Annotated in this window: 6 protein-coding genes and 1 pseudogene; 4 read left to right on the top strand and 3 right to left on the bottom strand. The window is 42.8% G+C overall.

The features are described from left to right. Positions 1–450, bottom strand: coding sequence for a hypothetical protein (locus B5D47_RS11660; RefSeq protein ID WP_234969922.1), 450 nt, complete (start codon positions 448–450; stop codon positions 1–3). On the opposite strand from B5D47_RS11660, the gene B5D47_RS05865 reads away from it, so the two are divergent. The 4 genes and pseudogenes from B5D47_RS05865 to B5D47_RS11655 form a co-directional block, all read left to right on the top strand. Next, the gene (locus tag B5D47_RS05865; RefSeq protein WP_078930910.1) at positions 413–1462 is read left to right on the top strand and encodes an ABC transporter substrate-binding protein; all 1050 of its coding nucleotides are present in this window, start codon (positions 413–415) and stop codon (positions 1460–1462) included. The genes B5D47_RS11660 and B5D47_RS05865 overlap by 38 nt on opposite strands. 135 nt (positions 1463–1597) lie before the next feature. Then, positions 1598–3328 (top strand): ABC transporter permease, encoded by a 1731-nt coding sequence (locus B5D47_RS05860; protein ID WP_078930904.1) that lies wholly within the window; start codon positions 1598–1600, stop codon positions 3326–3328. A gap of 3 nt (positions 3329–3331) precedes the next feature. Continuing rightward, positions 3332–4414, top strand: a complete 1083-nt coding sequence (locus B5D47_RS05855) for an ABC transporter ATP-binding protein (RefSeq protein ID WP_078930903.1) — start codon at positions 3332–3334, stop codon at positions 4412–4414. A gap of 489 nt (positions 4415–4903) precedes the next feature. After that, positions 4904–5131: pseudogene (locus tag B5D47_RS11655) on the top strand (ATP-binding cassette domain-containing protein); the annotation flags it as partial. A gap of 254 nt (positions 5132–5385) precedes the next feature. Here the strand turns inward: B5D47_RS11655 and B5D47_RS05845 are convergent. Beyond that, positions 5386–16731: an Ig-like domain-containing protein gene (locus B5D47_RS05845; RefSeq protein WP_143592615.1), complete on the bottom strand. Its 11346-nt coding sequence runs from the start codon at positions 16729–16731 to the stop codon at positions 5386–5388. Positions 16732–16790: 59 nt separating this feature from the next. Further along, positions 16791–22817, bottom strand: a complete 6027-nt coding sequence (locus B5D47_RS05840; protein ID WP_078930901.1) for an Ig-like domain-containing protein — start codon at positions 22815–22817, stop codon at positions 16791–16793. Between the last annotated feature and the right edge of the window lie 182 nt (positions 22818–22999).

Below are 22999 nucleotides of genomic sequence, written 5' to 3'. Positions count from 1 at the left end.
TTAACGAGGAAACATCAGTTTCTGATTTTGTGTTTTACGTCGCTTTATGCGAGCTTTCTTGCATCTACTATTTAATTGTTTCTGAAATTCAAATTTTGCACATTTTCGTGGGGAAAAATTGAAAATTTTAACTTTTTTTGCTGGTTTTTCTCCGGAAACTGGCGCCGGATAGTAGAGGCCGCTTTGCGGGTGCGGAGCACCGAAGGCGCTGTGACGCCGGAGCCTCGGATAGCCGTTTGTGCGTAATTTGTGCGCCTCCTTTTTATTCTTTTGTTTGCTAATTAAAAATTTCGGTCGTATAATTAAATCAGAAAGTTGCTTGCGGGCGATTTTTGAAATTTGCTGGTTTTGCTTTTGCGAAACTGTTTTTGTTTGCCGGGAATTGTGTTTTCCGGCGAATTTTGGAGGATTTATGAAAAAAATTTTAGGTCTGCTTTGTATTTCGGCCATGGCTTTTTCGCTTATGTCGTGTGGTGACAAGAAAAATGCTAAAAATGCCGGCGAACTGGTTGTTTACGGTTCTTGCGAAGAAGAATATCTTGCTGCTGCCTGTGCAAAATTTGAATCTTTGACTGGCGTACGGACTACTTTCCAGAGACTTTCGACTGGCGAAGTTCTTACAAAAATCGAAGAAGAAAAAGGAAATCCTTCGGCTGACGTTTGGTTTGGCGGTACTACTGACCCTTACAACGAAGCTGCGGCTAAAGGACTTTTGTTGCCTGTTGAGCCGAAAAATGCAAGTCATCTTGTTGGCAAGCAGTTTAAAGATGCTAATAACAACTGGTTTGGTATTTACCGCGGAATTCTGGGCTTTTTCTGGAATACGGAAGAACTTCAGCGCTTAAAGCTTGAGCCTCCGAAAGATTGGGACGACCTCTTAAAACCTGAATATAAAGGTCTTGTTTCTTTTGCAAACCCTAATACTGCCGGTACTGGTAAACTTATTGTAAATACGATGGTTCAGCTGAAGGGCGAAAAGGCTGCTATGGATTATTTTGCTAAGCTCGACAAAAATATCTGTCAGTACACTAAATCTGGTTCTGGTCCTTCAAAGCTTGTTCCAACTGGCGAAATTGTAATCGGCATTGGATTTTTGCACGACGTTGTCTATCAGATTGTAAATAACGGTTACACAAACATTGGAATGACTTCTCCTTCTTCGGGAACTTCTTACGAAATCGGTGCAACTGCAATCTTTAAGGGTGCTAAAAACCTTGACAATGCAAAAAAATTCATCGAATTTGCGCTTTCTCCAGATTGTGTAAACCTTGCCCAGGACAATGGTTCTTATCAGTTCCTGGTTATCGACAACGCAAAACCGGTTGAAGTTGCCATTAAGAACGGTTTGGACAAGATTGAAACTATGGTCTACAACTTTGATGATGCAAAAACTAACGGTCCAAAATACTATGCTGAATTCTTTGAAGTAATTTCAAAAGATGACCGCGTAAAGACTAAGTAATTTATTTGTATTTTTGAAAGGTCTGGCTGTCGGAAGGCGCATAAAAGTTATAAACAAAATGCGTTTTTTGGCGGCCAGACTTAAATTCCTGCTTTTTATTTTTGATTTTTTTTAGTTATATACAAAGGAAAATAAATGCCAAAATCACAAGGACGAGCTTTAGACAGAAAAAAACTGCTTGCAGATCCTATTCTTGTTGCTGCAATTATCGGAATTTTTCTTTTTTTATTCCTATTTATTTTGTATCCGCTGGCTATTCTTTTGACGGACAGTGTTGTTGTTGAAAAAAATATAAACGGAACGACTTTAAAGACTATCGGTTTTGCCAATTTTATAAAAATTTTTAAGATGACGAATTTTCGCCATGCCATTTCGAATACGCTTTGGCTTGGTCTTATCTCTGGAATTGGTTCTACTGTAATAGGTTTTTTGTTTGCCTATGTTGATTCGTACGTTGATGTTGGCTCTAAAATCGTAAAAAAACTTTTTGGCGTTGTGTCTATTCTTCCTGTTGTTTCTCCGCCTTTTGTTCTTTCGCTTTCCGCAATTCTGCTTTTTGGGCGGACTGGCGTTATTACCCGCGGACTTTTTAATATGAATAATACCCAGCTTTACGGCTGGCGCGGAATTGCTCTTGTTCAGATTCTGACTTTTTTTCCTGTCTGCTACATGATGCTTAAAGGGCTTTTAAAAAACATTGATCCGTCTCTTGAAGAAGCTGCCCGGAATATGGGCGCCGGCAGGTTCAAGGTTTTTCAGACGGTTACTTTTCCGCTTTTGCTTCCGGGAATCGGAAACGCTTTTTTGGTTTCGTTTATTGAATCTGTAGCGGATTTTGCAAATCCAATGATTATTGGCGGCAACTTTGACACTCTGGCGACTTCGATTTATCTTCAATTGACTGGCGCTTATGATAAATCTGGAGCAACTGCTATGGCTGTTGTTCTTCTTGTAATTTCGATGGGACTTTTTATTCTGGAAAAATACTGGCTGGAAAGGAAGTCTGTTGCTACTTTGACCGGAAAGGCAACGAGAGGAAGGGCTGCAATCACCGATTCAAGCGTAAGAATTCCTTTGGTAACAATATGTACGCTTTTGACGGTTTTTGTAATTTCCATGTATATTCTTGTTCCTTTTGGTTCTCTCTTTAAAATTTGGGGACGAGACTATCATCTTTCTCTAAAATGGTACGAATATATTTTTAAAAATAAGGGGTATCGTGTTTTTACGGATTCAATGCTTCTTTCTGCAATTGCCTCTCCGATTACGGCCTTTCTTTCTATGATTATTGCATATCTTGTCGTTAAGCGAAAATTCTTTGCCAAAGGGTTTATGGAATTTGTCGCAATGCTTGCAATGGCTGTTCCGGGAACTGTTCTTGGCGTTGGTTTTATCCGCGGTTACAATTCTGGACTTTTTCATTCTGGAATTTTGTCGGGCCTTTACGGTACAGGAGCAATCCTCGTAATTGTTTTTATTGTCCGTTCGCTTCCAATCGGAACTCGTTCGGGAATTGCGGCTTTAAGGCAGATTGACCGGTCAATTGAAGAAGCGGCCTACGATATGGGTGCAGACAGCGCAAAGGTTTTTCAGACGGTTACGTTGCCTCTAATCAAGGAATCTTTTATCAGCGGACTTGTAACAACTTTTGTGCGCTCAATTACTGCAATTTCGGCAATTATTCTTCTTGTAACTCCAAAATATCTTTTGATTACAGTACGAATAAATGAGCATGCAGAAAAAGGCAACTACGGAATTGCCTGTGCTTACGCAACAATCTTAATCGTAATCACTTATGTTGCAATCACGATAATGAATTTTGTTCTTGGAAAATTGGGAACAAGCAAACCGACAAAAGAGGTGTAAATTATGGAAAGAAAAGAGCCACAGGGCGTTAAACTCGAAAATATTACAAAAATCTATCAGGATCCAAAAACAAAAAAGGATTTTGCCGCTGTTGACAATGTTTCCCTTGACATAAAACCGGGAAGCTTTGTAACGCTTTTAGGACCTTCTGGCTGCGGAAAAACTACAACTCTGCGCATGATTGCCGGTTTTGAAAGTCCAGACCATGGCGAAATTTATCTTGGCTCAAAGGCAATAAACGAACTTATGCCAAACAAACGCGATACGGCAATGGTTTTTCAAAGCTATGCGCTTTTGCCGCATTACAACGTTTTTGACAATATTGCCTACGGTCTAAAACTCAGAAAACTTCCAAAAGAAGAAATAAAAAAACAGGTTTTTGACATGCTCGACCTTGTAGAACTGACTGGAATGGAAGAAAGAATGACAAACCAGCTTTCTGGAGGTCAGCAGCAGCGTGTAGCTCTTGCGAGGGCTCTTGTAATGCAGCCGGGAGTTCTGCTTTTTGATGAGCCTCTTTCCAATCTTGACGCAAAACTCCGCGTAACAATGCGCACAGAAATCAGAAAAATCCAGCAAAAACTCGGAATTACAGCAATTTACGTAACTCACGACCAGAGCGAAGCCATGAGCCTTTCCGACGAAATTATCCTTATGAAAAATGGCAGAATCGCGCAAAAAGGCACACCGCAAGAAATTTATTACAGCCCAAAAAGCGAATTTGTCGCGGATTTTATTGGCGAAGTAAGTTTTCTTTCTGGAAAAGTAAAATCAGTTTCCGGCCAAAACGTTGTCGTAGATGTAAACGGCATTGATGTAAAAGCCGAAAGTTACGGAAACCTTGTTGCAGGGGATTTGTGCAAAATAGTCCTGCGCCCGGAAAATGTCCAGCTTACGGATACAGGAAACGCCATTCCTTGCGAGGTCGTTTTTTCAACTTTTATGGGCGCCTACCAGTATTATCAGGTCAAAGCGGAAAACACCATAATAAAAATAAACGATTACAATCCGCGCGCCCACAAGATTTACAAAGCCGGCGACAAAGCCTATCTGAACCTGGAAAATTCAAAACTCCATGTTCTCTAAGTTTTTAGGAGCGCACCACAATCACAAACCGGCTCTGCACGGTTCCGCTGACGCTACATTCAAAAGACGGAATTTTTTTCCGCCTTTTGAACTGACCCCCCAAAAGCTCCGCCAGTTAATTTTGGCTATGTTTATAAAGACAAAAAGCAGGCGCGAACATTCAAATGTACTGTCCGAATTATTCAGATGTACTGTCCGAAAGATTCAGATGTACTGTCCGAAAGATTCAGATGTACTGTCAGAAAGATTCAGATGTACTGTCCGAAAGATTCAGATGTACTGTCTGAATTATTCAGATGTACTGTCCGAAAGATTCAGATTTATTGTCAGAAAAAATTTATGTTTTTCACGCTGCATTCGTCTTTTTATGTCCATCAAATGTGGACAGATTTCATTTATCAGGGGGCATTTTTGCAACGGCTACGGCAACGCCACTTTTTTATTGATAAATCGTGATGTTTTGAAAAAAACTGTGGTATTACCTGTTCGATGGAAGAAAGAATGACAAACCAGCTTTCTGGAGGTCAGCAGCAGCGTGTAGCTCTTGCAAGAGCTCTTGTAATGCAGCCGGGAGTTCTGCTTTTTGATGAGCCGCTTTCCAATCTTGACGCAAAACTCCGTGTAACAATGCGCACAGAAATCCGAAAAATCCAGCAAAAACTCGGAATTACAGCAATTTACGTAACTCACGACCAGAGCGAAGCCATGAGCCTTTCCGCGGAAAACACCATAATAAAAATAAACGATTACAATCCGCGCGCCCACAAAATTTACAAAGCCGGCGACAAAGCCTATTTGAACCTGGAAAATTCAAAACTCCACGTTCTCTAAGTTTTTTTAGGAGCGCACCGCAATCACAAACCGGCTCTGCACGGTTCCGCTGACGCTACATTCAAAAGACGGAAATTTTTTCCGCCTTTTGAACGCTCCGCGCCGTTCCGATCCGGGCTAAAACTCGGCTTTTTAATGCGCTAGCGCATTTGCGCGGTTTCGATGCAAGAGCCTGTGCTGCCAGAAATCTGGTAAGCAAAGACTGCATTTTTTGAACCATTGCCGTAGCACTGGCTTGTTTCTGTAGAAGAGTAGCCGTTTACGGAAATGCTGCAGGTGCTTGTGCCAATGTTTGAATCTGCCGGTGCATTGCCGTCTGTTGTAGACCAGTTTAGTTTTCCGTCTTCATCCTTGAACACTCCTATGTTAATCTTGTCTTCCCTGTTTGTGGTGGGACGGCTTGGGGTCGGTAATACCGTTACTTCCCAGGCTCCCGTAAACCGCTCGTAATCATCAACACCGGCTGGCACTTTGCCTTTTGTCGTGTCTGAAAGCCAGGCATACTTTGGAGCCTTTATGGCTGCCGTAAAGTAGCCGATGTACGGAATACTGTTTCCTTTTTCGTCCAGGGCCACGTCCAGAGTCAGGTGTTCTCCTACGGCACCGGAAGAGTCCACCGTGCAGGAATTTGTTCCTTCGCTGTATGGCGAATTATATCTTTCAAGATAAGCGTATTTTACGTCACCGTTACCAGCGTAGGCTGCAATGTGGATGTGGTTTTCTGCGTCCACAACAATCTGGCAGTATTCGCCACCTTCTTCAAAAATCGTTTTTGGTGTAGACCAGCCTGTTGCCTTACTGTCGCCTTTAAGGTTTTCCCAATTGCTGATGGGGTCTACGTAATAACTGTATTTAAGGCAGTTTTCGTAGGCATCGAACCATACAACACAGACGGCGTCTTTGTTATTTGTGCCGTTTGTTGCAACTGCAATGTCCACGTACTGTCCGGCACCCCGCCCTGAGATTGGGGCAACTTTGGTAGTGCTACCGCTGTCATCTGTAAGGAAACGTCCTCCGCTTACAGAGTTGTTTGCTATTACCTGACAGTTAGCCGTGCTGTAGTAGGATGGGGTTTGACCTTTATAAGTATCTGTAAAGCCTCCGGTAAATTGGTTTGTTGTACTGTCAAAAGTTCCTGCCCTAAAGCGTATTTCGTCCGTAAGGGCATCGTAGTTTACCAGATACAGGTTTGTGGAAGAAGAAGCAAATTCCGAAGAAAGATACCGGTACTTCATAAGGGAATAGTCAAATGTTTCTGGGCCTGTTTTTATGGCTATTTCTTCAAGCCTTAGGGCATTTGAACCGCCGTATGTTCCACCTGTGTTTCTTGTACCTAATCCCCAGCGGCTTGTGTAGAATGCGTATTTATCAACATGACCTTGAGCATTTGTATCTCCACCGCTGGCTACGGAGTAGGTGTTGCCACTGGCGTCTACGTGGAAGCCTACGCTAGGGCCTGCAAAGGTATCCCAGTCCCCTGCCCAGTAATAGCTTGAGTAGTCTGTATCCCCCACTTTTCCGCCCATGCTAAAGAACAGACCACCGTTTGCAAAGGCAAAGTTCAGCATTTTTGAACTCTGGTTTACCTGCATCTGCACTCCTGTGGCAAGACCGTTAATCGGCTTTGCTGCCCTGTCGTTAAATTCCCACACGTCAAACACAAGGTCGTCTGTAAGTATGTTGTTTGTGTCGCCGTTTGCCTGCCTGTTGTACATATTTTTGCTGGCAGTTCCCTCTGTTTCTGCAGTTCCCATGGCATCGTTGTCGTTGTAGTTGTTGATAACTTCTACGTTATTTACACTCAGTTTAAGCGTACCAGAAGCCAGGTCTGCAACGTTGAATGTGATTTTTGACAGGTCAGTGGCTGTCTGTTCAGAAACATTTCCGGTTATAACAGCATTTTTCCTTCCTGTTATTGTTACCGAAGTTCCGTTCAGGTTAAAGCCGTGCAAAGTTACGTCTTCCGAAGTTTTGGTGTTGAGTATTCCGCTGGCAACATTGCTTACAACGGACTGTACCGGATAGTGTCCGAGGGCAGAGCGGTTGTAGACAGACCAGTTGGATTTTTTCTGTTTTGAAAGTTTTGTTTCAACTTTTACGACATACGGCACAACGTCCACCCGATATTCCGGTCTGTTGAAGATGGTTTCGTCTTCTGTTTGGGCGGAGGCGGTCTGCCAGCTGTAGTTTCCTTTGTGGTCTTGGGCGGCTATGCCTATTACCTTGTCTGCTCCGACAATTCCGCTGACTTTGCTTGTGTCCCAGTCCAGCTGCCAGGTTACCCGGTGCCCTGTCTGGGAAATTCCACCGTCTGTTACCGAAAAGTTCCAGCCGTAGTCATCCATTCCGCCTTTTGTTACTGTCCAGCTTCCATTTTCGTAAGTTGCCAGCTTAACCATGGTGCGGGTTTTTGAGCCACTGCTTTCTGTGGTTGTAATGCCGGTTGTTTCCAAACCTGTGGAAGCCGTGGAGTTTGCGAAAGTAAAATCGTCGATTACAGCGTAAAGGGCGGTCAGGTTGGTGTTGTCGTAAGCAGACCCCCGGATTGTGATTTTTCCAGAAACTTTAGGGTCGCCGTCGAACTGCCCGTTTGTTTCGCTGTCTTTGTAGCCGGTGGCTTTTTTCCAGTCGGCTTCAAGTTCAATGTGGCCTTTAAGGTCAGAAAAACTTTCTGATGTTTCTGAGCCGTAGATGGAGTTGTCTGTAAGACTGTTCCACTGGAACGGGTCTATTACCGCATTTGGAGGGGTATTGTCTTTCTGGGCAATGGAAAAATTCTTCACAAAAAGAACCGAGTACTGGCTGTTTGTTCCCTGTTCTGTTTCTTCGGTTTTGTCCCAGAAAGTAAAGCTCATTCCCCTGTTTTCTCCGTCATCTCCCAGTTCATTTTCAGATATTACAAAGGCATATATGGAATTTGCTTTTGCATTTGTTGTAAATTTTTGACTGGTAAATTTTGGAGAATCGGAACTGTCCATAAGGGTCTTTTCTGTTCCTGTAACTGTAACGTCCCTGGCAGAAGCTTCTGTTACGGTGCCTGTGGTTTTTGTGGTGTCCGTTGCCGTCAGGTTGGAAATCATTCCTATGGAGCCGTTTCCGCCGGTAAATTCCGGGATAACCGCAAGATCTTTTTTTATCTTGAAGATTCCAGACTCATATTTCGGTGTTCCGTCGGATTTTTTTGCCGTAAAGTCCAGTTCATATTCCTTCTGTTCGTTGCCTTCTGCTGCCAGAATGTTGTATTCCACAATCTCTTTAATGTCAGAGCTGGAGGTGAATTTTCCATCGTTGTTCAAATCCGTACCCAGCCATACTTTTGCAAGCCTTGGTGCGTTGTTGACAATCATCAGGTTGTAACTCTTTCTGCTTACGTTTCCTGCTTCGTCAAAGGCCATTATGACCAAAGTTACAGGGCCGTCCGGCATATTGTAAGAGTGAATTGTCGCGTCCCAAGTCCATGTAGTTCCTGTCTTTGAGAATGTTTCCGGCATTCCGTCGCCGTCATCTCCGCTTTCAAAAGTGAATGGATTTGCCGAATTGCTCTTTACTTTTTCGGTGGCTGTGTTGTCGATAACCTGGGCAATAGGGAAGTATGCGGTTACAGAAGCTTTTGCCTCGGACATTGCAGGTTCAAATGTGACTGTTGTTCCGTCAAGTTTTGTAATTTTTCTGTACAGACCGTCAATGTAGATTAGCCCGCCAGTTCTAATATGAGAATCTGCCGATGTAAGAAGTGTAAACGTGTCCTTCGTGGCGCTTGAAGTCTGTGCTTTTGCATACAGATAGAATGTTTTATTTTCCTGCGTAACTGGCAATGCGGTCAAAGTTGAAAGTTCGATTTTGCTTTTGTCCGTGCCTGTTGTAATCATCGGGTCGAGAAGAACTTCGTCAGTAATCGTAGTTTTTGTTATGCCTGACTTTCTCATAAAGTAGAACAAAACTCTTTCTACTCCGGAACCTGAATCTTCGGATTTTCCGCCTACTGTGTAGACATAGTTTGAATCTTCGATAATTCCGTTTGGTGCCAAATCTTGACCGTTTCCTGTAAGGCTTTCGAGTGTTGGCGCTGTGTTGTCGAGTCTAAAAGAGAATGTTTGGGTTGCAGTGTGTTCTTTATCGTTTGCCGTGATTGTGTACGAAACAGAATCAGAATCCTTATCAATAGGAATGTAGAGCCTGTAACCGTTTTTAGACTTGTCTTCAACGTTGCTTTGAACAAAATATCCGCTTCCTTCTGTAAGCGAGGTTGTGTCCTTTTGAACTGAGTAGCTTGTAACTGCAGTTTCGTCTAAGAGAGTAACTTCAAGATACCACTGTTCTCTCAAGAACATATCAGAAACGTAATTCTGACTTGCTTTACACTCTGGAAGTTTCGTTGGATTTGAAGTGATTTCGTCTTCTTTGTACTGTTTTACAATGCTGTTGATTACTGGCGCTTTGTCATCAATATGAATTGAAATTACGTTGTCGCCGCTTGTCCATGCGCCGAATTTTCCTTCAGCATTTATGCCACAGGTGCGGATTTTTATATTCGTTGTAGAACCATCTGTTTCTGGATTGAGTTCTCCTCTTTCGTTAAGAATTATGTTCCATGCGGCAGTTCCGTTTGCCTTAATTCCCCACCAGGCGTCCATTTCGGCCTTTGTTGAGAATCCAAACTTTTTAAGCATAGAATCATCAATAGTTCTTGAAGTTGAAGAATAATCTGTTCCTGTTATTTCTTTTACAACGTCATAAGCTGTTAAAACAGCGTATCCATAGTTAGTTGAGGCAGCAGTTTTGTCAGATTCTGAGAAAGAGCCGTTTTCGCCTGCAATCTGGTAATAAACGGATCTTACGGTAGTTGTTCCGCTTGGAATTACCGCGCTTCCCGTTGCACGGATTGTGCCTCCAAGAACAACATATTCAAGGTCTTTTCCATAATCGGAAACGGTAGGGTAGAGGAAGTCGAGTTTTGGCTTGTCGCCGTCAGGGTTATGGCGCAGAGCATATTTTTCATAAATCGAGTAATTTCCGATTGCGTCTGTTGCCATAAAATAAACTGGCAGTGCATAGATTCCGTCTGTTACATTTGTTGCAAAAACGTCAGAATCATAAACGTCGAGAGCCGGGTTTCCGCCTTTGAAAATAAAGTTTGCCGGGTCGGAAGCTGCATCGTCGTTTTTGCCGTCAAAGTCGAACTGCCATGAAGTAAGTGTCGCTGTTGCCGCAAGCGCGTCTTCGCCTCCATTCCAATTCAAACTTTTCAGATATTCAAGTTTTTCTGTGCCTGTTTTTGTATTTGCGACAGTCACAAATTCTTTTTTTGGAATAAGCCATTGAATATTTGCGGTTCCTGAGCTTCCTGTGTCGGTTGCGGTTCCTGCAATGCTTACGGTTCCTGTAACTTCTTTTCCGCTTATTGGGGAGCGAATCACGATTTCTGGAGCGGAATTGTCTATGAAGAATGAGTATGAGCCGTTTCCTGCAAGACCTGCCTTGTCGTAAGGAACTATTTTTGCGGTGTACTGGGCGGTGGTCTTACCTTCTAAATCTATAATTTCCGTTGTCCAGATTGATGTTGTCGGGTCTGTCTCATTTGGTTTTATTTGTTTTTGTTCTATTGTTCCGCTTGTTGTAAATCCGCTGGCACCTGTTATTGAATCAGGAGTCTTTAGTTTTAAAACGGAATTATTTGCCTCATCAAACAGTTCAAGCGTCATTCCCTCAATTCCGCTTGCGTCATTTGCTTCAAACTGGAATTTTACGAATCTTCTTTCTGAGCCGCCGGCAACAAAACTTGTGTTAAGAGTTGAATTTGAGCTGGCAAAATCGAAAGTTTCGCCATTCGCGTCTTTTGCGGCATTTTCTCCTGCATTGTCCGAATAAAGGACACCTTTTCCTGCTGTTACTGTCGGGCTGTTCGAATCCGATTTATAAGAAAAAACTTTTGCCGCAAGAGAGTCATCGAGTGGTTCTGTCTTTAGGTACAGCTTCGGGTTTTTAAGATATGCTGTGCTTCCGCTGGAATCCGCGCCTGTCGGAGCCGTTGTGTAGAATTCGCTTCCGCCGTTGTCTTTTATATAGAAGTAAAGTGTCTTTGTCCCGTCTTCTGTGTTTTCCGGCTCGAACGTAAAGTCGCCTGTGGCAGAATCGAATTTTTTTGCAAGATTTTTTACACTTTCACTTCCTGTATAAGGGGTCTCAGAAATAACAAATTCTTCTACAACTGCGCCTGAAGTTGAGTCGTCGTCGGAAAGAGTTCCCGTAATCTGGGCGTTTGTTCCGTACTTGAGGATGAAAGTTCCGTCTCCAAGCCTTGCAAGATTGTCTATCTTTACAACCGGACGGTCAGAGTCCTGGTTTATTCTGAGGGCTACCTCTTCTGACTTTCCTTCATTCTTCGCCTTGTCGCTTATAACTGCCCTTACGTAGACTGTGGATTTGTCCGCAAATTTTGTAGTGTCAAAGCCTGTAACGCTTATTACAGAATCCGAGATTACAGCCTTGTATTCTGGGCCGGCATTATCTCTCGAAAGTTTTGTCCAGTTTGTTTTGTCGGTACTGTATTCAAGTTTAAGCGTGGCCCCGTCGATTTCCTGGTTGTCGGTCGCGCTTGCGCTCAGGGAGATTGTCTTGTTTACATCGCCTGCAGGAGAAGACATGGAAACAGCAGGAGCCTTGTTGTCCAAAAGGAAGTTGAACATTCCAAGCGTTGTCGAGTTCCCTGCCTTGTCTTTTACAGTCACGTTTGCAGATCCGCTTGCAAGCTCGCCAGCCGGAACTGTGATTGAATAGACTTGTTTTCCGTTTTCTTCTGAGACAAAAGTTCCGGAAATTGCCTTGGAAAGGGTCTTGTTTCCGATTTTTGCAAGCTCAACAGAGGCGATTCCGCTGTAAGAGTCTTTTCCGTCTGAAGTGTCGTCCGCGGCTTTGTCTGCCACCTCCACTTTGAATACGACATCAGAATTTCCGTTCACAAGTTTCTGCTTGTTCTGGGCGGCAAAAATCTTCATTGAGCCTTCGTCAGAGTCGCTGTCAACAGATTTCAAAGCAGGCTCAGCCGGAGCAAGGGAATCCACGAAGAATGAAATCGCAAACGGTGAAGTCTCGTTTCCAGCCTCGTCGGCGGCCTTTATCTTGAGCGTGTTTAAGCCCTGCGCAAGGTTTTCCACGGTGATGTTTCCGTTGTCCACGGTTTTCCAAACCAATGCAGATAAACTGTCTTTCTCGTCGTTCAAGTTGTAAAGCAGGTGTCCGACGTTTGTTGTCGCATCTTTTGCCTTTGCCGCAACCGTTACAGAAGTTGAATTGTACAGGCTGTATTCAACACCGGAAACCGTGATTTTTTCTGAGCTTGCCTTTGTGCTTATATAAGGCTCCTTATTTTCTGTGTTGTCTGTGTACCAGTAAGGAGCTGTGGTGTCGGTCGTAACGCGGCAGGTTTTAGTTGAAGTGTTTCCGACTTTGTCTTTTGCGGTTACGGTGTAAGTGTGTGAGCCGTCATTTGTCTCGTCTGCGCCTGCCGCGATTGAAGAAGGCTTCAAAGTTACAGACCATTTTCCACCGCTAACAGTCGCCTCGTATGATTTTGCAGAATCAAGAGAATCTGTTATAACGACAGATTTTACACCGATATTGTCTGAAACAGTTCCACTCAGCGTAAATTCGTCTTTTGTCGCATTTTCAGGATATGACGAGATCGCAACGGTTGGCGCGGTCGAGTCAATCATTACGTCATCGATTGTTGTTTCTGAAGAATTTCCAACGCTGTCCATTGCAATAACGCTGATTGAAGCAAAGCCATTCGAATCTGGAGTTACAGAAACTGTTCCAGTGTAAATTCCGTCATCGCCTTTTACAAGAGATGTTGAGTTAGCCGAAACGCTTGCAACTCCAGCAACATCTGTCGCAGTTACAGAAACGTTGAATGAATTTGAGCCGTAAACTCGGTAAAATTTTTCATTTTTTGTATAAGTCAAGCCTGAATCAGGCACAGAAGCCTTCAAATTAGGTCCAGTTTTATCGATGTAAAGACTGATATAATTATAGTCTTCGCTTCTGTTTCCAGCATTATCTTTAGCTTTTATATGAACTGGATAATTTTTTCCTTCCTCAACATTTAAGTCTGTAAGAGAAATAGTCCAGCCTGTTTCGCTTTCGGTTTTTGTGAGATTTGCAAGAATCCAGCCGTTTTCTGTCGATGGAATCTCTTTTCCTGTGATGTCGCCAATGTAATAGTAGACGCTGTCTATTCCGCTTCCGCTTTCGTTGTCGGCGCAGGTTCCTTTTATCGTCTTTATGTTCTCTGGGTTGAGATAGAAATTCAGTGGTTCTGTAAATCCGTTTTCGTTTTTAATCGAGTTGTATTCTGTTATTTTTACAGTTGGTGCTACGTTGTCTACAGTGAATTCTGCTTCCGAAGAGTTTGATTCGCCATATTTATTTTCAGCAGTAAAGCGAATCGTGTAGTTTCCGTTGTCAAGAGATGCCCCTGAATTGAGAGAAACTGTCCATTTTTTCGCATTTACTTCTGATTTGCTGAGCAGAGCGGTATATTTTGAAAGCTCTGTTTCGTCGGCATCTTTGCCACCAATGTTTGCCTTTGTAAATTTGGCGCTGACAGTTGCCTGGTCGCTGGAAACTGTTCCTGTAAAGCTAGGTGTAGCCGTCAAGTAGGTTTTTACAGAGTCAAGGCTTATGGTTGGAGCTCCCGCAGAAACAGCAACAAAGAAAGGACCGATGACAGTCGTCTTCGCTTCTCTTTCCCCAGAAAGTTCTGTCGATAAGATGTCGTCTTTCGCAATAACTTCAACCTTGTACACTCCTTCGGCTGTTGGAAGCGCAAAGGAAGCACTGTAGGTTGATTTTCCAATTTCGTCTTTTGTTGTCGAGTCGATTACCTCTCCTGCTTCGCTGGAAACCTTCATCGTAACGCTTTTTATAAGGTCATCGTCAGAAACAGATACTGAAATCTTGTTATTAGAAACCGTTCCAAACAGATTCTCATCCACACTTATGCCGTCAGCGCTCTTTATCGCTGGGCTTGCATTATTCAGCGTAACAACCGGCATATCCGTCTTCTGAGCAATCTTAAGTTCCTTATAATCCTCCAGCGCAGTCGAAGAAACACAGGTTTCGTTTCCTACCTTGTCTACGGCTTTAAGTCTTATTTCCAGGGCAGAGTCATCTTTCAGTGTGGTAGTGTCAATTTCGTAATTGATTGAATATTTTTTACCCAGGCTGGCATTTGAAGCCTTCTCTACAAGAGTGTCACCAGCATAAACTTCAACGGCAACGTTTTCCAGGTTTGTTTCTTCCACATTGCCTTTTACCCAGATTGTCCCGTTTACAAAAGGGCCTTTCTCCTCATCGTATTCATCAACCGTCGGCGTAATCGAAGTAATTTCCACCGCCGGATTTTTCGAGTCAATCTGAAGGTTTAAAGTTGAAGAGCTTTCGTGGCCAGAAGAAGCCTTTCCCCAAACTTCCAGAGTATAAAGGTAAGATTTTCCAACTCCCTTCACAACCTTAAAATTATCGTTACCCAGCTTGTCTGGGGTAAAAATCCAGTTTTCCTTATCAGTAAATTTAAGGGCAGCGGTTTCTGACCAGGGCTTGTCTAAGGCAGAGCGGGTCAGTGTTTCCGTTACAGTGCCAATTATCTTATCAGAGTCCTGATCCTCTACCGTAAGAGTTACAGAAAATTCCGAAGTATAGAGAGAAGAGCCTTTCAAAGTTGCTTTACCGGTAAAGTCAAAATTAGAAGACGGCACAAGATTTTTTACAGTTTTTGCCTTGTCCCCATAAATGTCGTCGATGGTCAAAGTCGGTGGAATTCCCGCTTCGTTTCCTTCAAAACCGTAAATCTTGCTCTGAGAAAATTCAACATTGTCAATGTCCCGTCCGGTTACCACCAGAAGATAATACTTGTTCAGGGCGATAGAACCCGCCGGCAAAGTTACAGAGAAAGTCTTTGTAGAAACAGAGCTTTCCCCGGAATTGTTCTGACCGTAGTCAAAAATCAGCTTCCAGCCTTCAATTTCAGTTACAGGAACTTCTTTCGTTCCCTTTACATATTCCACAAAACCTTCATTTCCCTCGTCTTCCTGGGCCTTTACCTTCGGAGCCAGAGTCTCCGTAATCTCCTCTTTTACCGCCGCTTCGTCCAAAGGTCTGTCAAGAAATTCCTTCATCCAAACCTTTACCGTTGAATTAGACTTTTCGTTTCCGTCCGGATCACCGTCCAAATCAATCATAGTCTGGTCAAGTCCCTGAAGAACAGTCACAGAAACAGCATTTCCGGCAGAAGCCTGCTGCAAATAATCGTCTTCCACAAAACTGTACTCAAAACCGTTTACGTTATAGGTAGGGTTTGCCTCTGGATTTAAAGAAAAATAAAGCCTTTTTGAAGCATCTCCAGCCGAGTCAGTGTTTTTTTCTTTCTCCAGAAGAAAATTTCTGGCTTCTTTGTTATCCAAGGTACAGTTGATTAAGTTTTTCAAATCCCCGGCACTGAGTTTTTTGCTTTCAGGATTTTTCTGGCTCAAAAGGGCGTTATAAACATCGTCGTAAAGATAGATGCTGCAGGTTGAATTTCCCTTTTCGTCCAGAGCAGCTTCCTCCGCCGACCTGGAATCGCTGAGTTCAGGAGGATTCACGTATTTTTTTGCGTTGTCGGTAAGTTTTATAGAACAGGTGAATTTTTGAGTGCCCGAACCCTCACCGTAAATCTTGTTGTACCTTCCGTCAGTAGAGCCGGACTGGGCAATAATTACGCTGGTACCACCGGCAATTTCAATGTCCTCTTCCACAAATGCCTGTAAAGTTTCCCCGTCGTAGAATTCTTCAGAAACACAGTTACCGGCTTCGTCGTAGACAGTTACTTCCATAGAACTTACAGAATGGAGTTCCGAGATTGTTCCTTCAACCGTAAAGATAGAACCGTAAGCCGAAGGAGAACTGGTTTCGGTTTTCAAAACTCCCGGATTTTTAATCACAAAGACAGGAGCGGTGTTGTCAATTTCAAAAGAAGAAGAAGTGCTGCTTTTTTCGTCAGAACTGCTGTCGTGGGAACCGTCATAAGCCCGGACAGTAACGGTATATTTTCCGTCCGCAAACTGCCAGCCGTTGTATTTGTTTTCCTCAGAGTGGGAATTCAGTTTGATTCTCCAGTGTTTCTGGTCAGAATCCACCGTAGCCGGCACATCAGAAAGCACAGTAGTCCCGGTGTCGATATTCACAAGAGTAATTTTTACCGCCGTGATCTGCTTGTCGTCGTCGCAGTCGCCGTAGAGTATGAAGGTGTCGCGGATTATGGCGTTTGTGTTCGGATCAGGATATACGATTTTTACAGATGGCGCCTCGGTGTCTACAGAGTCCCCAAGTCCTACCTTGCAGGAGCCCGCCGCGCAGACGAGGGCGCACAGCATAATTGCAAATACCCCCCCCCGTATTACTTTGAGAGGTTCTTTCCCTTTTCCTAGATTAAAAACACTTTTTTCCATGAAAAATCACCTTCCTAAAACAAAATCAATCTACATGTGCTAATCCTAGAAAAAAATTTCTAGAATACATTTACACGCAAACCTACAGAGATTTGCGGAACCAGGTTGTCAATATCAACGTCCGAACTTACATCTGTTGGAATAAACCACAACTGACCTTCTGTATAAATTGAGAACGTCCTGAACATCTTCTGCTTTGCAAAAGTCACCCTCGGGAATTCAATCTGGGCAAGCAAGGCAGAAAGAACCTGCGGCTTACCAGACTGACCTTGATTAAATCTCGTAAAGTTTGCACCGACAGTCACGTTTGCAGAAAGCCATTCGTAATCGCGTCCAAGGAAGTACATAAATGGAATATATGCAACGTTTGCAAGAATTTTTGCTCCCAATACGCTGTCGCCGCCATAACGCTGGTTTGTTTTTGTAAACATTTCGCGCTGTGTCTGCGTAAACTGTCCCCACTGCACCTGAATACGAACGTTGTCGTCAAAGAACGAAAGTCCGGCACCAATATCAAACAGAGTTGCGCCCCAGAAATGCCAGTCAAAATACAATCCCTGAATAAAAGCTGGAACTTCGTAACTTGACTTGTCACCTTTTCGCAAAGCAAGAGAAACGCTCTTAAGCGCAACATCGTCGTGTGCAAGACCGTTAAATTCAATGCTCTGGTTAAAGCGTCCGCCTTCGCCCGGGCTTATGAGCTTAACAGTCGGCTTAGTCTTATCAACCTGAACAATAGTTCTTGTAACCGCTGTCTCGCCGTTTTTCATTGTCGCACGCACGAGCATAAAGTGATAGCCTTCGGTAATGTCTTCATTTTCAATGCGGTAGCGCCATTTTCCAGTTTTTGAAATTTCTTCAAATGATTTTCCATTGTTGAAAGAAATTTCAACTTTTTCTACAGTTTTTGCCAAGGTGGCGTCTTTCATTTCTTTTTGAGCGCCCTTTGCCTTTGCAGCAACAAGTTCCGTTTCAGAAATTGCATATCCGGCATCGCCAACAATGTACGGTCTTTCGATTGCAAAATCTCCGTAAGTAAAATTGTCGATTGTAACCCAAGGACCAACAGAAGTGTAATTTATAAACTGTTCGTTAGACATAATTGTGCTTACATTTGCAAGATTTGCCTTAACCTGAATTTTGTGCTGTCCGTCAGTAAGCATTTCCGGCGAAAGATTAAATTTGTAATATCCGCTTTCGCTCAGTGTTGTTTCTGCCGTTTTTTCTCCGTCAACCAAAAGTTCAAGGCTTTCAATGTTGATTTCGCTTACTGCCGTTCCATAAATATTGAATACGCCTTTTACAAATTCTCCATTGAGCGGATACAAAAGATCAACCTTTGCCATTGCGGCGCGTTTGTCCAGCTGAACGTTTCTTGAAACGCGGGTAATGTTGTCTGCCGCGTCCATTCCTGTCAATTCAACATTGTAAAAACCGTTGTCGAGAGAAGACAAATCTATTGATTCTGTAATGATTTCTCCAGGGGTCAAGTTGATGTTTGCAAGTTTTTGACTTACAGTTTTGCCTTCAAGAGAACGAATCGTAATATAAAGTTTTTTAAGCCCAATATTATCCGTTGTCTGACCAGAGAAGAACAGCATTTTTGTTGTTTTTGAATCGTCAAGCGGCAATTCAAGGTCAATGCTCGGAGCGGTGTTGTCAATGTTTATCAAAGATGAATAAAGGCCTTCGATTCCAAACCAGTCAACAACTTTCATAAATACAACATGAGTTCCGTCTTCTACGACTCTTGTGTCGAATTCGTAAGACCAGTCAGAAACTTCATTTTCGTGGGCAAAATTTCCAGTCGCCTCGTTATAAGTATTTCCGTTGTCTACAGAAATATAAACCTTGCTTATGCCGTTTTTATCAGTTGCTTTTCCTGTAAGCTTTACCCAGCCGCGGACTGTATTGTCAATCGGAGGAGTTATAACCGCGCCCTTTGGTTCTTCAAGAGAAATTTTAAAGTTGCGGACAAATTCCGGTCCTTTTACACCATTCAAGTCTTCTGCATAAACAGTAACCGAGTGTTCGTTGTCTTTCATCGTTGAAAGAGGAACATCGATTGAAAAACTTGTGCCATATTCTTCAGAAACAAGCTTGTATTCACCGTTGTCGATTTTGTAATAAACTTTTGAAGGTCCATCGTCATCAACTACAACGCCCGAAACAACAAAGTCTGTCGTTATTACGGCATCTTCTTCCGGCATATGAACTTCTGCAATTGGAAGATCCGATTTCTGGTCAATTATAAAGTCCCAGCGGCGGAGCGTTTCGACATTTCCTGTCTCATCATAAAAATTGAATGACATCAAATCGCTAATCTGCTTGTCCGCTGTTCCAATATGAGTAACAACCATAGGTCCAAGAGGAAGTTCAACTGGCGCAGAAGCGGCATTTCCGTTTTTAGGCGCAACATATTCTGCACGGCTAAAGTGTCCGCTGTCCTTTACAATAAATGCGATAAGATTTTCGCCGTTTACAACATCATCTGCGCAAGGAACAACAACCTGAACCTGCGGAGTCTGAGTATCTTTTTGAATTACTGTCTGAGCATAAGAAATTTTTCCTGCAATGTCTTTTACAAACACGTCAACAGGAATGATTCCGTCTTCAAATGATTCAAGATTGAGCGCGGCAACATAAGTTCCGCTTCCGTTTCCTTTGCAGGGATTCCAGTTTCGACCGCCGTCTACCGAATATTCAACGCTTTCAATTCCATTTAAATCGCCGGCTTTTACAGTAAGCATTGTGTTTTTTTGAATCCACTTTTGCAGCTCAGGAGCAACAATTTCTACGGTTGGAGCAGAATCATCAACTAAAAGTTCTATCACAGTTGAATTATATGTTACGCCCTGACTGTCAGTCACTTTAAGGCCGACATTTTTATAAATTCCTTCTTTTTCTGCAATAATGTATGCAAAATTTCCGTCCGCTTGAACAGTAAGTCCGTTTTGATAAGTTGAAAGAGTCGCCGATACAGGGCCAAAAACGTTTACAAATGCTCCAAATTTTTCGCCGGTTTTTAATACATAGCGGGAATTTGCAGTGTCGAACGGAGTTTTTTCTGTCGGCGCCCAGTAAATTCTATTTTCGTTGTCCACAAGAGCAGAATCCCTTTCGCGCACAATTCCGACAGTTCCCTTATAAAAAGCATTTCCGCCAGCAGTTTCTGCCGTTATTTCAAGAGAAGTAAGTCTTGAAGGAAGATTATTCAAAGGAATATTTGCTTCGTAATGAGTTGAATCAATTTGGCGGATTTGTTTTGCATCAACTTTCCCGCTTTGTTTTTCGTCACCGCCAGGAAGCTTTTCTCCAGAAATAGCCCAGTTTACGGAAGTTACAGGGAAGTCGGAAACAATGCTCACACATGCGTTTTTTGGAGAATTAGAATTTCCGCGGGGAAGTGCAATTCTCATTCCGCTTGCGTAAGTTTTTCCGTCAATTTCTGAAATAAACACTTTTGCAGAACCTGGTTTTTTTGCAGTGTATTTTGAAATAACTTTTCCGTCGCTTGCTTTTACCGAAAGTTCTGAAGAACCGGCAGCCATTTCTGAACGGAAGAATGTTCCGCTAAAATTTGAAGAAGTAGTCTGAGAAATAATTACATAGTAAACGTCTTCCGCATCAATCCACGAATAAACAGGTTTTGCCGGAGTGATTTTTTTGCCGTCGGCTGTTTTTGAAGGCAATTCCGGAAGATTTCTGATTTTTACAGAATCTGCCGCCGTTTTTCCGTTGTTTGCTACAATTTCGACTACAGAAATTCCCTTTCTGAGCTCAGCAGCATCAATTTCGAACTCAAATCCGCCTGTTTTTGCAGGAAGTTCTGCAAATTGTCCGAACGAAGGAGAACCTGCTCCTGTCACCAGCGAAGGAGTTTTTAAGTCAAAAACAGCAGGAACTGTTATAATCCGGTATTTTAGAGAAGTAAGAGGTGTTTCTGAAGAAACCGCTCCAGAAATTTTTATTTTTGAACGTTCTTCTATCGGGTTTCCGTCTTCGTCAAACTGCTGTTCAAGATTTTCTTCAGTTTTGTCAACGGCAACTTTTGGCGCCGGAGAATCCGAATGGAAGATCAATTCGCGGCTTTCGTAAGCAACATTGTCCTGAGAAATTACACGTACTTTTACAGGAGATGAAGTTCCGAGAGCGTCAGTTGCAGTCAATTTTATCGTAAATTCATCGTACTCAATTTTTGCAAAAGGAGTTGCAGGAACAATAGAAGCGCTTTTTATTTTTCCGCCGGCAAAATATCCGGAAACAGGATGTTCAATGTCGTTTGTAATGTCGCCATTTTCGCTTATGCGGCTGTCCTCAAAAACAACCGCCGGTTTTTCGACATTTATCTGAGTAAGATCCAAAAGTTTTACAAGTTCAATTTTCTGAGATACGCGATTATAAATATCAATCGCCGTAATTTTAAGATTTACCGCTCCATAAGCAACATCATCACCGCCAAGCGCAATGCTTACAGGAACTGATTTTTCTCCGCCTTTGAGGGCAACTTCTCCGGTCTTGCTTCCGTTGTCGCCCCAGTTTAACTGCCATGCAACCGAAGAAATTCCGCAGTCGCTCAAAACTGTAGTTTCGTATTTTGGATTAGACTCAGGATGAACTGCCACTCCTGTGAACACAGGTTCGCTTCCGAGGCTTGAATTGATTTTTCCCTCTTCAATCGCTGGAACTTTTCCCATAGAAACAAAGGTTGAAGTTACAGGATTTCCGCGCACACCGTGAATGTCGGTTGCAATTACCGTTACGCTGTGTTTTCCTGCCGAAAGGTCATTTTCTTCGCTGAGAGGAACATAGAAAACACCATGAGTTTCGAGAGTTTTTGTTTCTCCGTCGTCGAGTTTGTATTCGACAGAAACAACTCCGTCATCGTCCGCCGCAATTCCGCGCAAGAACAAAGTTCCGGCCTCTCCTTCGACAATTCCGTCCTTTGCAGGATATTCAATCGTTACGACAGGCTTATCAAGTTCCTGGTCGATTGGAATTGCCTTTTTAACGGTCACTTCGTTTCCGGCAGTATCCAAAGCCGTCACCGAAAATTCAATTTTTTTTGTATTAAGACCGATTGTGTCTATTTCGTGATACCAGTATGGGTTTCCTGGAGTAAGTTCAAATTCGCCGGATTTTTCGCCGCAAGCCCATGTAAGTTTCTGAACGCCGATTGTGTCTTTTGCATAACCTGCAACTCCAAAACGGCCGTTCATAACTTCGCCGTCAGCAGGAGAAACAATTTTTACGTCTGGTTTTGTGTTGTCGATAAAATAAAGGAACGAATTGTATCCGACAGAACCCATTTTGTCCGTTGCCTTAAACCAGCAGACTGCCGCTCCGTCCGGAGATTCTTTTGTGTTGATTGGAAGCTCAAAGGTGCAAATTCCAGTTTTTTTGTCTTCATTGATTTTTACTTCGCTAAAGGTTTTTCTTCCGTCAAGTGAATATGAAAGAGCTTTTATGCCGTTTCCGTCAGAAACTGTTCCTTTGAGATTGATTTTGCCAGAAACAAGAGTTCCGAGCGCAAGATTTGTAACTTCTGTAACAGGAAGCCTGCGGTCAAGGTTCCAGGTTACCTTTGCGTTCTTTGAAGGTTTTGCCGCAGAAGAAAGTCCGTTTATATCAATTCCATAAACTTCGATTGTATGAGGGCCTTCCGAAAGTTCCGTAGTATCAAGATAATAAGACCAGAATTCTTTTCCTTTTGCTTTGACAGGTTCTGCTCCGTCAAGGCTAATCCAAACTTCGTCAACTCCGTCATCATCAATACAGGTTCCGACAATATTCAAGTTGCCCGGAACACGCATATTTTTAATCGGGTTTGTTATACCAGAAACAGGATAATCCGAATCAGGATCAATAAAAATATTATAAGGTCCGCCGACAATTTCGTTACCGCCTTTATCCTTTACGGTAACCATGGCATTGTACTTGCCTTCTTTTTTGCCGCTAATATCAAATTCTTCCTGCCAGCTGTCCATCTGGGCAACGTCGCGCTCATCAATATCGCGCTTGCCACGTGCAAAAACAGATAATCCACAGACAATTAAAACAGAAAAGAAAAACGCACTTTTTTTCATGCTCGTCCCCTTATATAACACTTTTTTATTACTTCCTAATACTATAACAAAAAACTTATAAGCGCAAATTTCCGGAAATAAATAATTTCTCGATTATATTTATCGGCATATTATAAAATATTATAACAATTATGGAGAAATTCGACATTTTGTTCAATTCTCAAATATTTTTTCTAAGTTTT

The sequence above is a fragment of the Treponema berlinense genome, assembly GCF_900167025.1.
Classification (GTDB): Bacteria; Spirochaetota; Spirochaetia; order Treponematales; family Treponemataceae; genus Treponema_D; species Treponema_D berlinense.
This window is presented reverse-complemented; position numbering and strand designations above follow the sequence as displayed.

Excerpts from the sequence above, each read along its gene's own strand:
- B5D47_RS05865 (WP_078930910.1), top strand. The coding sequence starts at position 413 with ATGAAAAAAATTTTAGGTCTGCTTTGTATTTCGGCCATGGCTTTTTCG.
- B5D47_RS11660 (WP_234969922.1), bottom strand. The coding sequence starts at position 450 with ATGGCCGAAATACAAAGCAGACCTAAAATTTTTTTCATAAATCCTCCA.
- B5D47_RS05860 (WP_078930904.1), top strand. The coding sequence starts at position 1,598 with ATGCCAAAATCACAAGGACGAGCTTTAGACAGAAAAAAACTGCTTGCA.
- B5D47_RS05855 (WP_078930903.1), top strand. The coding sequence starts at position 3,332 with ATGGAAAGAAAAGAGCCACAGGGCGTTAAACTCGAAAATATTACAAAA.
- B5D47_RS05845 (WP_143592615.1), bottom strand. The coding sequence starts at position 16,731 with ATGGAAAAAAGTGTTTTTAATCTAGGAAAAGGGAAAGAACCTCTCAAA.
- B5D47_RS05840 (WP_078930901.1), bottom strand. The coding sequence starts at position 22,817 with ATGAAAAAAAGTGCGTTTTTCTTTTCTGTTTTAATTGTCTGTGGATTA.